This is a genomic window from Citrobacter sp. FP75 (assembly GCF_018342065.1).
Taxonomy (GTDB): Bacteria; Pseudomonadota; Gammaproteobacteria; order Enterobacterales; family Enterobacteriaceae; genus Citrobacter.
The window spans coordinates 17,770-30,682 of record NZ_JAFDOE010000008.1 but is presented as its reverse complement, the minus strand read 5'-3'; the positions used below and the strand labels follow the sequence as shown (position 1 = coordinate 30,682).

Below are 12,913 nucleotides of genomic sequence, written 5' to 3'. Positions count from 1 at the left end.
GTGACGGCTGTCAATTTTTTGACCATAAATTACAAATACGATCAAAAACAGACAGAAAAGACCGATTTTAAATGACAAAAAATGACATCCACGTCTCAGGAGAACGTTATGGCAGTTATAGCATTTATCGGATTAGGTCAGATGGGTTCACCGATGGCGAGCAATTTGCTGAAACAGGGCCATCAACTCAGCGTCTTTGACGTTAACCCGGATGCTGTTCAGCGCCTGGTAAAACAAGGCGCGCAGCCTGCCAGCAGCCCAGCTCAGGCCGCAAAAGGCGCGGAGTTTGTTATCACCATGCTGCCTAACGGCGATCTGGTGCACAGCGTTTTATTCAGCGAAGCAGGCGTCTGCGAAAGCCTTTCCCCGCAAGCATTAGTGATTGATATGTCCACTATTCACCCGCTGCAAACCGACAAGTTAATTGCCGATATGCGCGCCAAAGGCTTCAGCATGATGGATTGTCCGGTCGGGCGCACTTCCGATCACGCGGTCGCGGGCACGCTGCTGCTGCTGGCGGGCGGAACGGCAGAGCAGGTCGAACGCGCCACGCCGGTACTGATGGCAATGGGTAATGAATTGATCAATGCAGGTGGTCCCGGGATGGGCATCCGCGTGAAGCTCATCAACAACTACATGAGTATCGCACTGAACGCGCTGTCTGCCGAAGCCGCCGTATTGTGCGAGGCACTCGGCCTCTCCTTTGATGTGGCCTTGCAAGTCATGAGCGGTACCCCCGCCGGAAAAGGCCACTTCACCACCTCCTGGCCCAACAAAGTGCTGAAAGGCGATCTCTCCCCAGCCTTCATGATCGATCTGGCCCACAAAGATCTTGGCATCGCGCTGGATGTCGCCAATCAGCTGCATGTGCCGATGCCACTCGGTGCCGCCTCACGCGAAGTCTATAACCAGGCACGCGCCGCTGGCCGTGGTCGGGAAGACTGGACCGCCATTCTTGAACAGGTTCGCGCATCCGCCGGGCTAAATAAACACACAGATAAGTAAGGACTGAACAATGACGAAGTACTCCCTGAAAGATATCACCCGAGCTTCCGGTGGTTTTGCCATGCTGGCAGTCGATCAGCGCGAAGCTATGCGCTTAATGTTTGCCGCAGCGGGTGCGAAATCTCCGGTCAGCGACAGCATTCTGACCGATTTCAAAGTGAATGCGGCGAAGATTCTTTCTCCTTATGCCTCAGCCATTCTGGTTGATCAGCAGTTCTGCTACCGCCAGGTGGTAGAACAAAACGCTATCGCTAAAAGTTGCGCCATGATTGTGGCCGCCGATGCGTTCATTCCGGGCAACGGTATCCCCGTTGATAGCGTGATTATTGATAAAAATATCGATCCGCAGGCCGTGAAGCAGGATGGTGCCAAGGCGCTCAAACTGCTGGTGCTGTGGCGTAGCGATGAAGATGCCCAGCAGCGCCTGGACATGGTGAAAGAATTTAATGAAATGTGCCACTCCAGTGGCCTGCTGAGCATTATCGAGCCGGTAGTCCGCCCGCCGCGTCGTGGCGATAAATTCAATCGCGAGCAGGCCATTATCGATGCCGCTAAAGAACTGGGCGACAGCGGCGCCGATCTCTACAAGGTCGAGATGCCGCTGTACGGCAAAGGTTCTCAACAAGAACTGCTTACCGCCTCCCAACGCCTGAATGAAAACATCAACATGCCGTGGGTCATTCTCTCTTCCGGCGTGGATGAAAAACTGTTCCCACGCGCAGTAAGCGTCGCGATGACAGCTGGCGCATCTGGTTTCCTGGCCGGACGCGCGGTCTGGTCATCGGTCGTGGGTCTGCCGGATACCGAGCTGATGCTGCGTGACGTTTCTGCGCCGAAGCTGCAGCGCCTGGGCGATATCGTCGACGAAATGATGGCCCGCCGCTAATCGAGGATCAAAGCATGAAATGGTTTAACACCCTAAGCCACAACCGCTGGCTGGAGCAGGAAACCGACCGTATCTTCAACTTTGGTAAGAACGCCGCGGTGCCGACCGGGTTTGGCTGGCTGGGAAACAGTGGTCAGGTCAGAGCGGATATGGGGACACATCTGTGGATCACCGCCCGCATGCTGCACGTCTATTCCGTGGCCGCATCGATGGGTCGCCCCGGCGCTTATCAGCTGGTCGATCACGGAATAAAAGCCCTGAACGGTGCTCTGCGCGACACGCGCTATGGCGGCTGGTACGCCTGCGTGAATGATGAAGGCGTGATGGATGCCTCCAAGCAGGGTTATCAGCATTTCTTCGTTTTACTCGGCGCGGCGAGCGCGGTCACCACCGGTCATCCGCAGGCCAGAAAACTGCTTGATGATGCGATTGAGGTTATCGAGAAGTACTTCTGGAGCGAAGACGAGCAGATGTGCCTGGAGTCCTGGGACGAAGCGTTCAGCGAGACCGAAGACTATCGCGGCGGCAACGCCAACATGCACGCAGTGGAAGCCTTTCTGATCGTGTATGACGTCACCCATGACCGTAAGTGGCTGGATCGCGCACTGCGTATTGCGTCGGTGATTATTCATGATGTCGCCCGCAGCGGCGAGTACCGCGTCAACGAACACTTCGATTCCCGGTGGAACCCTATTCGCGATTACAACAAGGATAACCCAGCCCACCGCTTCCGCGCCTACGGCGGCACGCCGGGCCACTGGATCGAGTGGGGCCGCCTGATGCTGCATCTGCATGCTGCGCTGGAAGCTCGCTTCGAAACGCCTCCCGCCTGGCTGCTGGAAGATGCCAAAGGCTTGTTCCACGCGACTATCCGCGACGCCTGGGCACCGGACGGCGCAGACGGTTTTGTCTATTCGGTGGACTGGGACGGCAAACCTATTGTTCGCGAAAGAGTGCGTTGGCCAATAGTCGAAGCCATGGGCACCGCCTACGCCCTGTATACCCTCACCGGCGACAGCCAGTACGAAGCCTGGTATCAAAAGTGGTGGGATTACTGCATCACCTGGCTGATGGATTACGAGACCGGTTCATGGTGGCAGGAGCTGGACACCGATAACAAGGTGACCACCAAAGTCTGGGACGGCAAGCAGGACATTTATCACCTGCTGCACTGCCTGGTGATCCCGCGTCTGCCGTTGGCTCCGGGCCTTGCTCCGGCGGTCGCCGCCGGTCTTCTGGACGTTAACGCCAAATAAGCCACAAGGTAAGCTGCCATGCATAACAGTGGAAAAACTATTCATCTTCAGGCGGGCCACTACCAGGCGAAAATCGTCACGGTTGGTGCCGGGCTGGCGGAGCTGACGCATTACGGACGCCATCTCGTTATCCCCCACAAGCCGGAAGAGATGCCGCTGGCGCATTTGGGGAAAGTATTAATTCCCTGGCCAAACCGAGTTGTAGACGGCAGCTATCACTATAACGGCAAGGTATTTCAGCTTGCCGTTAACGACCCAGTTTCGCATACCGCGATTCATGGGTTACTGGCCTGGCGGGACTGGCAAATACAGCGTCAGTCGACCTCGGAAGTGGCGCTGACAATTTTTCTGCCGCCTTCGTATGGCTACCCGTTTGCGCTGATTTCAGAAGTGATTTACCGGCTGGATGCCACCAGCGGGCTGCACGTTTCTATTTGCACGCAGAATGTGGGCGAGGAAACGGCCCCTTATGGCGCAGGGGCGCATCCCTATTTGACCTGTAACCTGCAATCCATCGACAGCTGCCAATTAACACTTCCGGCGTGTGAAGAAACGCATGATGAACGGGACTTCACAACGCCGCGTTTAATCGCACAGACCACTCTCGATCATACGTTCAGAACCTTGCCACCAGACGCTGAGTGGGAAGTCAGGATGACCAGCCCATCGCAAAACATGTCCACTTTTTTACGCAGCCACCAGCCCTGGCTACAGGTGTATACCGGCGAGAAATTAGCCAGACGTGGCCTGGCGGTAGAACCCATGACCTGCCCGCCAGATGCCTTTAATTCCGGAATGAGCCTGATTCATCTCGCACCCGGAGAACAACATCAGATGCATTTTTTAATCGGCAGTGAATAACAGATTTCCGACAAATTACCGAATTACCCTATTTTTACGGAGACGATAATGAATTCGCTACAACAACGGTCAACCGCATTAGAACTCACATCATTACCTGATGGATTTGCTTTAACGTACCACCAGCGCCTGATTTTACGTCACAGCGCAGAAACTCCTTGTCTGTGGATTGGCGCTGGCGTTGCCGACATTGATATGTTCCGCGGCAACTTCAGCATTAAAGACAGGCTCAATGAGAAGATTGCCCTGACCGACACCACGGTTAGCGAATCGCCTGACGGCTGGCGGGTGCATTTCAGCCGCGGCAGCACCATCCACGCCACGCTGCACATCTCTACCGATGTGCAGGGTCGCCTGAAGCTGGATCTGCACAACGACGATCTCAGCCATAACCGCATCTGGCTGCGACTGGCCGCCAGGGCGGACGATCATATCTACGGCTGCGGTGAACAGTTCTCTTACTTCGACTTACGCGGTAAACCGTTCCCGCTGTGGACCAGCGAACAGGGCGTGGGCCGTAATAAAAACAGCTATGTCACCTGGCAGGCCGACTGTAAAGAGAACGCCGGCGGTGACTATTACTGGACCTTCTTCCCACAGCCGACCTTCGTCAGCACGCAAAAGTACTACTGCCACGTTGATAACAGTTGCTATATGAATTTCGACTTCAGCGCACCGGAGTATCACGAGCTGGCACTGTGGGAGGACAAAACTACCCTGCGCTTCGAGTGCGCTGACACTTACATCTCATTGCTGGAAAAACTGACCGCGCTGCTGGGTCGTCAGCCGGAACTGCCGGACTGGATTTATGATGGCGTCACGCTCGGTATTCAGGGCGGTACTGAGGTTTGCCAGACTAAGCTGGATACCATGCGTAACGCAGGCGTGAAAGTAAACGGCATTTGGGCGCAGGACTGGTCCGGGATCCGCATGACCTCCTTTGGCAAACGCGTGATGTGGAACTGGAAGTGGAACAGCGACAACTATCCTCAGCTTGATACGCGTATTAAGCAGTGGAAAGAAGAAGGCGTGCAGTTCCTCTCCTACATCAACCCGTACGTTGCCAGCGATAAAGATCTCTGCGCCGAGGCGGCTGCACACGGCTATCTGGCAAAAGATGCCTCTGGCGATGACTACCTGGTTGAGTTCGGCGAGTTTTACGGCGGCGTGGTCGATCTGACCAACCCAGAGGCCTACGACTGGTTCAAAGAGGTCATCAAGAAAAACATGATCGAACTGGGCTGCGGCGGCTGGATGGCAGATTTTGGCGAATACCTGCCGACTGATACGTATCTGCACAACGGCGTCAGCGCCGAAATCATGCACAACGCCTGGCCGGCACTGTGGGCTAAATGTAACTACGAAGCGCTACAGGAGACCGGCAAACTCGGCGAGATCCTGTTCTTTATGCGTGCGGGTTACACCGGCAGCCAGAAATACTCCACCATGATGTGGGCAGGCGATCAGAATGTGGACTGGAGCCTCGACGATGGTCTGGCCTCAGTCGTACCTGCCGCGTTGTCGCTGGCGATGACCGGCCACGGTCTGCACCACAGCGATATCGGCGGCTACACCACCTTGTTTGACATGAAGCGCAGTAAAGAGCTGTTGCTACGCTGGTGTGACTTTAGCGCCTTCACGCCGATGATGCGCACCCACGAAGGCAACCGCCCTGGCGATAACTGGCAGTTTGATGGTGACGCAGAAACCATCGCTCACTTTGCCCGCATGACCACTGTGTTCACCACCCTGAAACCGTATCTCAAACAGGCCGTTGCACAAAACAGCGCTACCGGTCTGCCGGTGATGCGCCCGCTGTTCCTGCATTACGAAGACGACGCCGCAACCTACACCCTGAAATACCAGTATCTGCTGGGTCAGGATCTGCTGGTCGCACCGGTTCACGAACAGGGTAAGCGCGACTGGACGCTGTATCTGCCAGAGGATAGTTGGGTCAACGTCTGGACCGGGGAAACTTACCAGGGTGGAGAAATCACCGTGGACGCGCCGATTGGCAAGCCTCCGGTGTTTTATCGCGCGAAGAGTGAATGGGCATCACTGTTTGCAACTTTACGCAGCATCTAATCAGGCTCGCCCGCGCGGAAACTCGCGGGCAAATGAGGGATAATCATGAGTCAGAATACAGCCAATCCGGCAACCCTACGCTTACCTTTTAAAGAAAAACTCGCCTATGGGATGGGTGATTTAGGTTCCAATATCCTGCTGGACATTGGTACGCTCTATTTACTCAAGTTTTATACCGATGTCCTTGGTCTACCGGGGACTTACGGTGGCATCATTTTCCTTATCGCCAAGTTCTTTACCGCGTTTACCGATATGGGGACCGGGATTATGCTCGATTCGCGCCGCAAAATCGGTCCGAAAGGCAAATTCCGTCCGTTTGTGCTTTACGCGGCTTTTCCGGTAACGCTTTTAGCTATTGCCAACTTTGTCGGCACGCCGTTTGAGGTAACCGGTAAAACGGTGATGGCGACAGTACTGTTTATGCTGTACGGGCTGTTCTTCAGCATGATGAACTGTTCTTACGGCGCGATGGTTCCTGCCATTACCAAAAACCCGGACGAACGCGCCTCGCTGGCCGCCTGGCGGCAAGGCGGCGCAACCCTCGGTTTGTTGCTGTGTACCGTGGGTTTTGTTCCGGTGATGAACCTGATCGAAGGCAACTCGCAGCTGGGTTATATCTTCGCCGCCACGCTATTTTCACTGTTCGGCCTGCTGTTTATGTGGCTGTGCTATGCCGGTGTGAAAGAGCGCTATGTAGAAGTGAAGCCGGTGGATGCGACGCAAAAACCGGGATTACTGCAATCCTTCCGCGCCATTGCCGGTAACCGCCCGCTGTTTATTCTGTGCGTTGCCAATCTCTGCACGTTGGGCGCGTTCAACGTCAAACTGGCGATTCAGGTTTATTACACCCAATACGTATTGAACGACCCGATCCTGCTCTCCTGGATGGGCTTTTTCAGCATGGGTTGTATCTTCATCGGCGTGTTTTTGATGCCGGGGATGGTCAGACGTTTTGGTAAGAAGAAAGTCTACATTGGCGGCCTGCTGATTTGGGTGGCGGGCGATCTGCTCAACTACTTCTTTGGCGGCGGGTCGGTCAGTTTTGTCGCCTTCTCCTGTCTGGCCTTCTTTGGTTCGGCGTTTGTAAACAGCCTGAACTGGGCGCTGGTCTCTGACACGGTGGAATATGGCGAATGGCGCACCGGCGTACGCTCTGAAGGTACGGTATACACCGGTTTTACCTTCTTCCGTAAAGTCTCACAGGCATTGGCCGGCTTCTTCCCCGGCTGGATGCTAACGCAGATTGGCTACGTACCCAACGTGGTGCAATCGGCGGGTACCGTCGAGGGTTTACGCCAGCTAATTTTTATTTATCCGTGTGCCCTGGCAGTCATCACCATCGTAGCAATGGGCTGCTTCTACAACCTTAACGAGAAGATGTATGTTCGCATCGTTGAAGAGATAGAAGCGCGTAAACAACCCGTTTGATAATAATAATGAATAGCGCCCTACGGGGCGTTATTAAGGAGCGATTATGTCTGACCATGATCCGCTAACGCTAAAACTGAGCCTGCGTGAAAAATTCGCCTACGGAGTGGGCGACTTCGGCTCAAATTTGATGCTGTGTATTGGCACGCTGTATCTGCTTAAATTTTATACCGATGAACTCGGGATGCCAGCCTGGTACGGTGGAATCATCTTTCTGGTGGCGAAGTTCTTCACCGCCTTTACCGATATGCTGACCGGTGTATTGCTGGATTCGCGGCGTAATATTGGCGCAAAAGGGAAATTCAGACCTTTTATTTTATATGCATCGTTTCCTGTCGCCCTGGTTGCCAGTACGCAATTTTTCGCCACCAGTTTTACGCTGACGGTGAAAACAGGGCTGGCGACGGTGTTATTTATGCTGTTCGGACTGTTTTACAGCCTGATGAACTGCTCCTACGGGGCGATGGTTCCTGCCATCACTAAAAACCCGCATGAACGCGCCCAACTTGCCGCCTGGCGTCAGGGCGGTGCTACCGTAGGCCTTTTACTGTGTACCGTTGGCTTTATGCCGATTCAGGCGCTTTTTACCCGTTCGCCTTCGCTGGGCTATCTGATTGCCGCGCTGATCTTCTCTGTTTGTGGTTTGTTCAGTATGTGGTGGTGTTTCAGCGGCGTGAAAGAACGCTATATCGACATCATGCCGGATCATCATAAGCCCAGCATTCTCAAATCGTTTCGCGCGATTTTCTATAACCCTCCCCTGTTAGTACTGTGCATCGCCAACTTGTGTACGCTGGCGGCATTCAACATCAAACTGGCGATTCAGGTCTATTACACCCAGTACGTGCTCAACGATATCCATCTGCTGTCATGGATGGGTTTTTTCAGCATGGGGTGCATTCTGGTCGGTGTGCTGTTGGTTCCCGCAACCGTGAAGCGCTTCGGTAAAAAACAGGTATACCTCGGCGGTCTGGCGCTATGGGCTATCGGCGATGTGCTGAACTTTTTCTGGGGCGGGACGTCGTTTTTATTTGTCACGTTCTCATGCATGGCGTTTTTCGGGACCGCTTTTGTTAACAGTCTGAACTGGGCGCTGGTCCCGGATACGGTTGACTATGGTGAATGGAAAACGGGGATTCGCGCCGAGGGTTCAGTTTATACGGGTTACACCTTTTCGCGAAAAATCTCCGCTGCGCTGGCGGGTTTCTTGCCAGGCATCATGCTGACGCAAATCGGCTATATTCCCAACATCGCTCAAAGTGAGACCACCTTGCTCGGTTTGCGTCAGCTTATTTTTCTCTGGCCCTGCGGACTCGCCATTATCGCAGCCTTCACGATGGGATTATTTTATAAACTTAATGAAACACGCTTTGCTTTCATTATCGATGAAATAACTCAACGGAAGAAAAAAAACTATCAGTCTGATACTGGCAGTAATAAAAAGAACACCTCTATTGTAAACGTATAAAAATAATTGCCGCTTATTCCATCTCAATGGATGGCGGCTTCCCTACGCTTAAAAAATGGATTTACTATGAAAAAGTTAAATACAATAATTCTTTTATCCTCTGTCGTCTCCACCTCTGTTTTTGCTGGTGTCTATGTGGAAAACCGCGAGGCGTATAATCTGGCGTCCGATCAGATGGAGGTCATGCTGCGCGTTGGCTATAACTCCGATATGGGCGCGGGTATCATGCTCACTAACACCTACACCATGCAACGTAAAGATGAGTTAAAACATGGCTATAACGAAATAGAAGGTTGGTATCCATTATTCAAACCAACAGATAAACTCACTATCCAGCCAGGCGGACTGATAAACGATAAAAGTATTGGTTCTGGCGGGGCGGTGTATCTGGATGTGAACTATAAGTTTACGCCCTGGTTTAATCTTACAGTACGTAACCGGTATAACCATAATAACTACAGCTCAACCGATTTAAATGGTGATCTGGATAACAACGATACCTATGAGATCGGCAACTATTGGAACTTCAGCATTACGGACAAGTTTTCCTATACTTTTGAGCCTCACTACTTTATACGGGTGAATGACTTCAATAGTAGTAATGGTAAAGATCACCACTGGGAAATTACCAATACCTTTAAATATCGCATCAACGAAAACTGGCTGCCCTACCTTGAGTTACGCTGGTTAGATCGTAATGTGGAACCTTATCATCGCGAACAAAATCAGATTCGTATTGGTGCAAAATACTTCTTCTAAGTATGAGCTTACTAACGCAAAGGCCGCTGATATTCAGCGGCTTTTTCGTCCTATCCGATAGCGAAACGCATCACGCTTCTGCAGTTTGCAGCATTTTCTTTCTTTCACTAATCCGTTTAACCAACATCACGGAGACAATCGCGCCGCAGAAGGCAAAACACGCCATAATGCCAAACACAATTTTGTAGCCGATAAGCCCTGGGTTCAAATCCAGAATATACCCGTACAGGCTGAAGCAGAACATCGCAGGGGCATAACCAATAAAGCTACCCAATGCCATTGCTGCACCCGTTTGGTTCTCTGCAATTTTAGCTTCACCAATCGGGGCAAAGAATACGGCACGCTGGGTAAATACGATGGCACCGAAGCCCAACGTACACACCATCCCTAAATAAACCGGCATACTTTCATGTGGCAGAACCATCAGCAGCAGCAGTGCCACTGTGCTAATAATAAATGTATAACATAAGTATTTACTTGGTGATTTCAGGATCTTATCCGAGATCATCCCCCCAATCGGGCCACCGACCATTTTCAGACAGTATTGGTTGATAATCCCATAAGCACCTACCAGCGCAACTGGCAGCATATAAATATTTTTCAGGAACGGGATGAAGAATGTTAATCCACAATATACGGCATAAACAAAGAAGACGTTGAAGGCAATTAACCAAATGGTCTTATCCTTCAGTACCGACGACATAGTCGGGTTTTTAGGTGCATCTTCAGCACCATGGATTTTTGCCGCAGGGATTTCTTCTTTATCGTTCAGAACAAAGAAGATGATGATCCCGACCATAATCACAATGGCAGAGTAGAACCAGATACCGGCCTTGAATCCCAACAGTCCGCTGCCAAACCAGGCAAAGACGGCCAATGCGGAAAACGCCACAATCGTATCAACAATGCCGCGACCCGTTTCAAAAAAGCCAAACAGACGCCCTTGTTGTTCACTGGTGCCAAGTCGACTGACGGACTTTAATAGCACCGGCCAGTTCATCATGTCGCAGGTGACACCAAACAGCGCCCAGACGAAGAGGATCCCCCAATAGCCTGGCATGGTGGTCAGATAGACGCCCAACAACCCGGTCGCAATGAGCGAAAAAGACATGGTATATTTACGTGGAAGTTTATCTGCAAAATAAATAGATAAGAAAAAACCCACGGTCGTCACAAACGAGTTTACTGACATCGCGTTACCAATCTGACCGTTAGTCAGATGGAAGTATTCCTGCATCGGAATATAGAACGCATCTTTCAGTGAGGGTAATTTATAGATTGTACCGCCACACAATGTTAACAGGCTAAAAAGTGCCCATTGCTTTTTTGCGAGCATAGCATCCCCTAAATGATTATTTAAATCATTTTTTGAAAATAACGACTGAGCCATTCACCTGGAATGGATAATGAATTTTTATATAGTAGTTATCGTTTATTAATTAGAATATGATGCGCCTCATTTTTAATTTGTTGTAGCGTGCTACGCACAAATTGTAATTGTTGGATGGCATCTTTTTTTTCTTTAAACAAACGCTCTTCGAGTAGCTCTGATTCAGGCAATGGTGTTTCACTCACCTGACGCCACGGTATCCAGGGGTTATCGCCTTCATTCTCAAAACGAAATGCTGGAGCATAATAATCAACTTCTTCTTCCAGCCCGTAAGCCGTTACCTGCGGTTTCTCATCACCTAAACAGATAAGCCTGGTCAGCAGATCTTTAAACGGCATATCCCCCTGACCTGAGGTACAGGCTTTATGACCCAGTCCCGCGTCCTCATTAATAATTAACGCATCTTTAATGTGTACCTGGGTAATATGCGGTGACATTGTGTCTAACGCCGCCAACGGATGCTCATTGGCATTAATCATATTAGCAAAATCAAACAGTAAAGAGAGCGATTCCATGTCACTGTTCTGAATAAGTGACACCAGTTCATGACTCTTTAAGTCTTCATGTTGCTCTAAGGTAAAGGTCAGTCCGCTATCCCGATAGCTATCGCGTAAATATTTGATGTCCTGCGTAATTGTTGCAAGTACTTCCTGAAGATTACCTTCGTAGCGCGGGTAAAATCTTACGGAAGAAGCGCCGGTTTTTAATGCAATAGATACGGCCTGATCTATGGCTTTTTTATCTGAGGAACTGGTCTCAATATGAATATCCAGTTGCAGCTTACGCGCTTTATCACCAAACGCTGACAGTTCATTGTTATTCATCTTTTCAAGAGAATAACGTTCACCATCAAGAACGTGAATTTTCACGCCGCGTAAATTATTTTCACTGGCAATGTCTAATAAATCATTCGGTAATATACGTTCAACACGCATATTCAAATGATAAGCATAAGCGTGAAGATAAAGAGGAAGACTATCTACACGCGCCAGAATTTTATGTGCATTATCTTTAGTGACCATAAACGTACCTACAAGTTAATGAAGAGATCAACTGCTTCAAATCGCCAATACTCAATATCTATTTGTACGATGTTGCCATCGCGGTCAGCCCGGTGTTTTTCAATAAGAATGGCGGGCATCCCGGTAGAACCACCAATAAACTTACTAATGTCACCGGCCATTCTGACGGGTTTAAAAGCCAGTTTTTTGATTACGGTTTCTTTTTTATATTCATTTTCCCATACGGAAGAAAATGACTGACTTTCAAGCTGCTCAATAAAGCCTGGCGCAACTTTCGGGTTGATAAACGTTTCATGGTAGAAAACTTTATGACCTTCCAGCGCTCCCCAGCCCGTTATCCGATACAGTTCATCAGATGGCGTTGCTGACACCAGTGGTGCGGCAACTTCCGGGTACTGAGAAACCCGGCTTTTCTCAATAAATCCCCAGGAAGGCTCTCTACCCTGCTCAAGCGCTGCGCGCTGAAAGCTTGCTGATAATTCCGGGCTGTAGTTAAAGCGTGCCTGCGTGACGAACCATCCCTTGCGATCTTTACGAAAGATTTTGGATTCAGACTCGAGGTTTAATAGCGCTTGGCGTAGCGTCATGCGCTTGATCCCCAGCAACTCTCCCAACTCTCTTTCTGAGGGCAGTTTTCCGCCAGGGGAGGTGATGCCATCTTTTAACCAACGATCTAACTTCTCTTTCGCATTCTCAACGGTCGACTGATTACTTGTCATTGTTTAATCCACTTGGTTTAAACCAGATAACCCA

11 protein-coding genes are annotated in these 12,913 nt (G+C 50.8%); 8 read left to right on the top strand and 3 right to left on the bottom strand.

Annotated elements, in window-relative coordinates; translation table 11 throughout:
* Positions 1-108: 108 nt before the first annotated feature.
* The 8 genes from yihU (at position 109) to ompL (ending at position 9,748) form a co-directional block, all read left to right on the top strand.
* On the top strand, positions 109-1,005 hold the full coding sequence (gene yihU / locus JQ822_RS20715) for a sulfolactaldehyde 3-reductase (RefSeq protein WP_213135035.1): 897 nt from the start codon (positions 109-111) through the stop codon (positions 1,003-1,005).
* A 10-nt stretch (positions 1,006-1,015) separates the two neighbouring features.
* The gene (gene yihT, locus JQ822_RS20710; RefSeq protein WP_213135034.1) at positions 1,016-1,891 is read left to right on the top strand and encodes a sulfofructosephosphate aldolase; all 876 of its coding nucleotides are present in this window, start codon (positions 1,016-1,018) and stop codon (positions 1,889-1,891) included.
* Between the two features lie 14 nt (positions 1,892-1,905).
* Positions 1,906-3,147: a sulfoquinovose isomerase gene (gene yihS, locus JQ822_RS20705; RefSeq protein WP_213135033.1), complete on the top strand. Its 1,242-nt coding sequence runs from the start codon at positions 1,906-1,908 to the stop codon at positions 3,145-3,147.
* A gap of 18 nt (positions 3,148-3,165) precedes the next feature.
* Entirely contained in the window at positions 3,166-4,008 is an 843-nt protein-coding gene (locus JQ822_RS20700) for an aldose-1-epimerase (RefSeq protein ID WP_213135032.1), read from the top strand.
* Between the two features lie 48 nt (positions 4,009-4,056).
* Positions 4,057-6,093: an alpha-glucosidase gene (locus JQ822_RS20695; RefSeq protein ID WP_213135031.1), complete on the top strand. Its 2,037-nt coding sequence runs from the start codon at positions 4,057-4,059 to the stop codon at positions 6,091-6,093.
* A gap of 45 nt (positions 6,094-6,138) precedes the next feature.
* Positions 6,139-7,521 carry an MFS transporter gene (locus JQ822_RS20690; RefSeq protein ID WP_213135030.1) on the top strand — a complete coding sequence of 461 codons (1,383 nt, stop codon included), beginning with the start codon at positions 6,139-6,141 and terminating at the stop codon, positions 7,519-7,521.
* A gap of 46 nt (positions 7,522-7,567) precedes the next feature.
* Positions 7,568-8,989, top strand: coding sequence for an MFS transporter (locus tag JQ822_RS20685; RefSeq protein WP_213135029.1), 1,422 nt, complete (start codon positions 7,568-7,570; stop codon positions 8,987-8,989).
* A 66-nt stretch (positions 8,990-9,055) separates the two neighbouring features.
* A complete protein-coding gene (ompL, locus tag JQ822_RS20680) occupies positions 9,056-9,748 on the top strand; it encodes a porin OmpL (protein WP_213135028.1) in 693 nt (230 codons plus the stop codon).
* Positions 9,749-9,818: 70 nt separating this feature from the next.
* On the opposite strand, the gene JQ822_RS20675 is transcribed toward ompL, so the two are convergent.
* The 3 genes from JQ822_RS20675 to JQ822_RS20665 all read right to left on the bottom strand — a co-directional run bounded on the left by JQ822_RS20675 (position 9,819) and on the right by JQ822_RS20665 (position 12,879).
* On the bottom strand, positions 9,819-11,084 hold the full coding sequence (locus JQ822_RS20675) for an MFS transporter (protein ID WP_213135027.1): 1,266 nt from the start codon (positions 11,082-11,084) through the stop codon (positions 9,819-9,821).
* 89 nt (positions 11,085-11,173) lie between these two features.
* Positions 11,174-12,160 (bottom strand): sugar phosphate isomerase/epimerase family protein, encoded by a 987-nt coding sequence (locus JQ822_RS20670; protein ID WP_213135026.1) that lies wholly within the window; start codon positions 12,158-12,160, stop codon positions 11,174-11,176.
* Between the two features lie 8 nt (positions 12,161-12,168).
* On the bottom strand, positions 12,169-12,879 hold the full coding sequence (locus JQ822_RS20665; RefSeq protein ID WP_213135025.1) for a GntR family transcriptional regulator: 711 nt from the start codon (positions 12,877-12,879) through the stop codon (positions 12,169-12,171).
* Positions 12,880-12,913: the final 34 nt, after the last annotated feature.

Excerpts from the sequence above, each read along its gene's own strand:
- JQ822_RS20685 (WP_213135029.1), top strand. The coding sequence starts at position 7,568 with ATGTCTGACCATGATCCGCTAACGCTAAAACTGAGCCTGCGTGAAAAA.
- ompL (WP_213135028.1), top strand. The coding sequence starts at position 9,056 with ATGAAAAAGTTAAATACAATAATTCTTTTATCCTCTGTCGTCTCCACC.
- JQ822_RS20665 (WP_213135025.1), bottom strand. The coding sequence starts at position 12,879 with ATGACAAGTAATCAGTCGACCGTTGAGAATGCGAAAGAGAAGTTAGAT.
- yihS (WP_213135033.1), top strand. The coding sequence starts at position 1,906 with ATGAAATGGTTTAACACCCTAAGCCACAACCGCTGGCTGGAGCAGGAA.
- JQ822_RS20695 (WP_213135031.1), top strand. The coding sequence starts at position 4,057 with ATGAATTCGCTACAACAACGGTCAACCGCATTAGAACTCACATCATTA.
- yihU (WP_213135035.1), top strand. The coding sequence starts at position 109 with ATGGCAGTTATAGCATTTATCGGATTAGGTCAGATGGGTTCACCGATG.
- JQ822_RS20675 (WP_213135027.1), bottom strand. The coding sequence starts at position 11,084 with ATGCTCGCAAAAAAGCAATGGGCACTTTTTAGCCTGTTAACATTGTGT.
- JQ822_RS20670 (WP_213135026.1), bottom strand. The coding sequence starts at position 12,160 with ATGGTCACTAAAGATAATGCACATAAAATTCTGGCGCGTGTAGATAGT.
- JQ822_RS20700 (WP_213135032.1), top strand. The coding sequence starts at position 3,166 with ATGCATAACAGTGGAAAAACTATTCATCTTCAGGCGGGCCACTACCAG.
- yihT (WP_213135034.1), top strand. The coding sequence starts at position 1,016 with ATGACGAAGTACTCCCTGAAAGATATCACCCGAGCTTCCGGTGGTTTT.
- JQ822_RS20690 (WP_213135030.1), top strand. The coding sequence starts at position 6,139 with ATGAGTCAGAATACAGCCAATCCGGCAACCCTACGCTTACCTTTTAAA.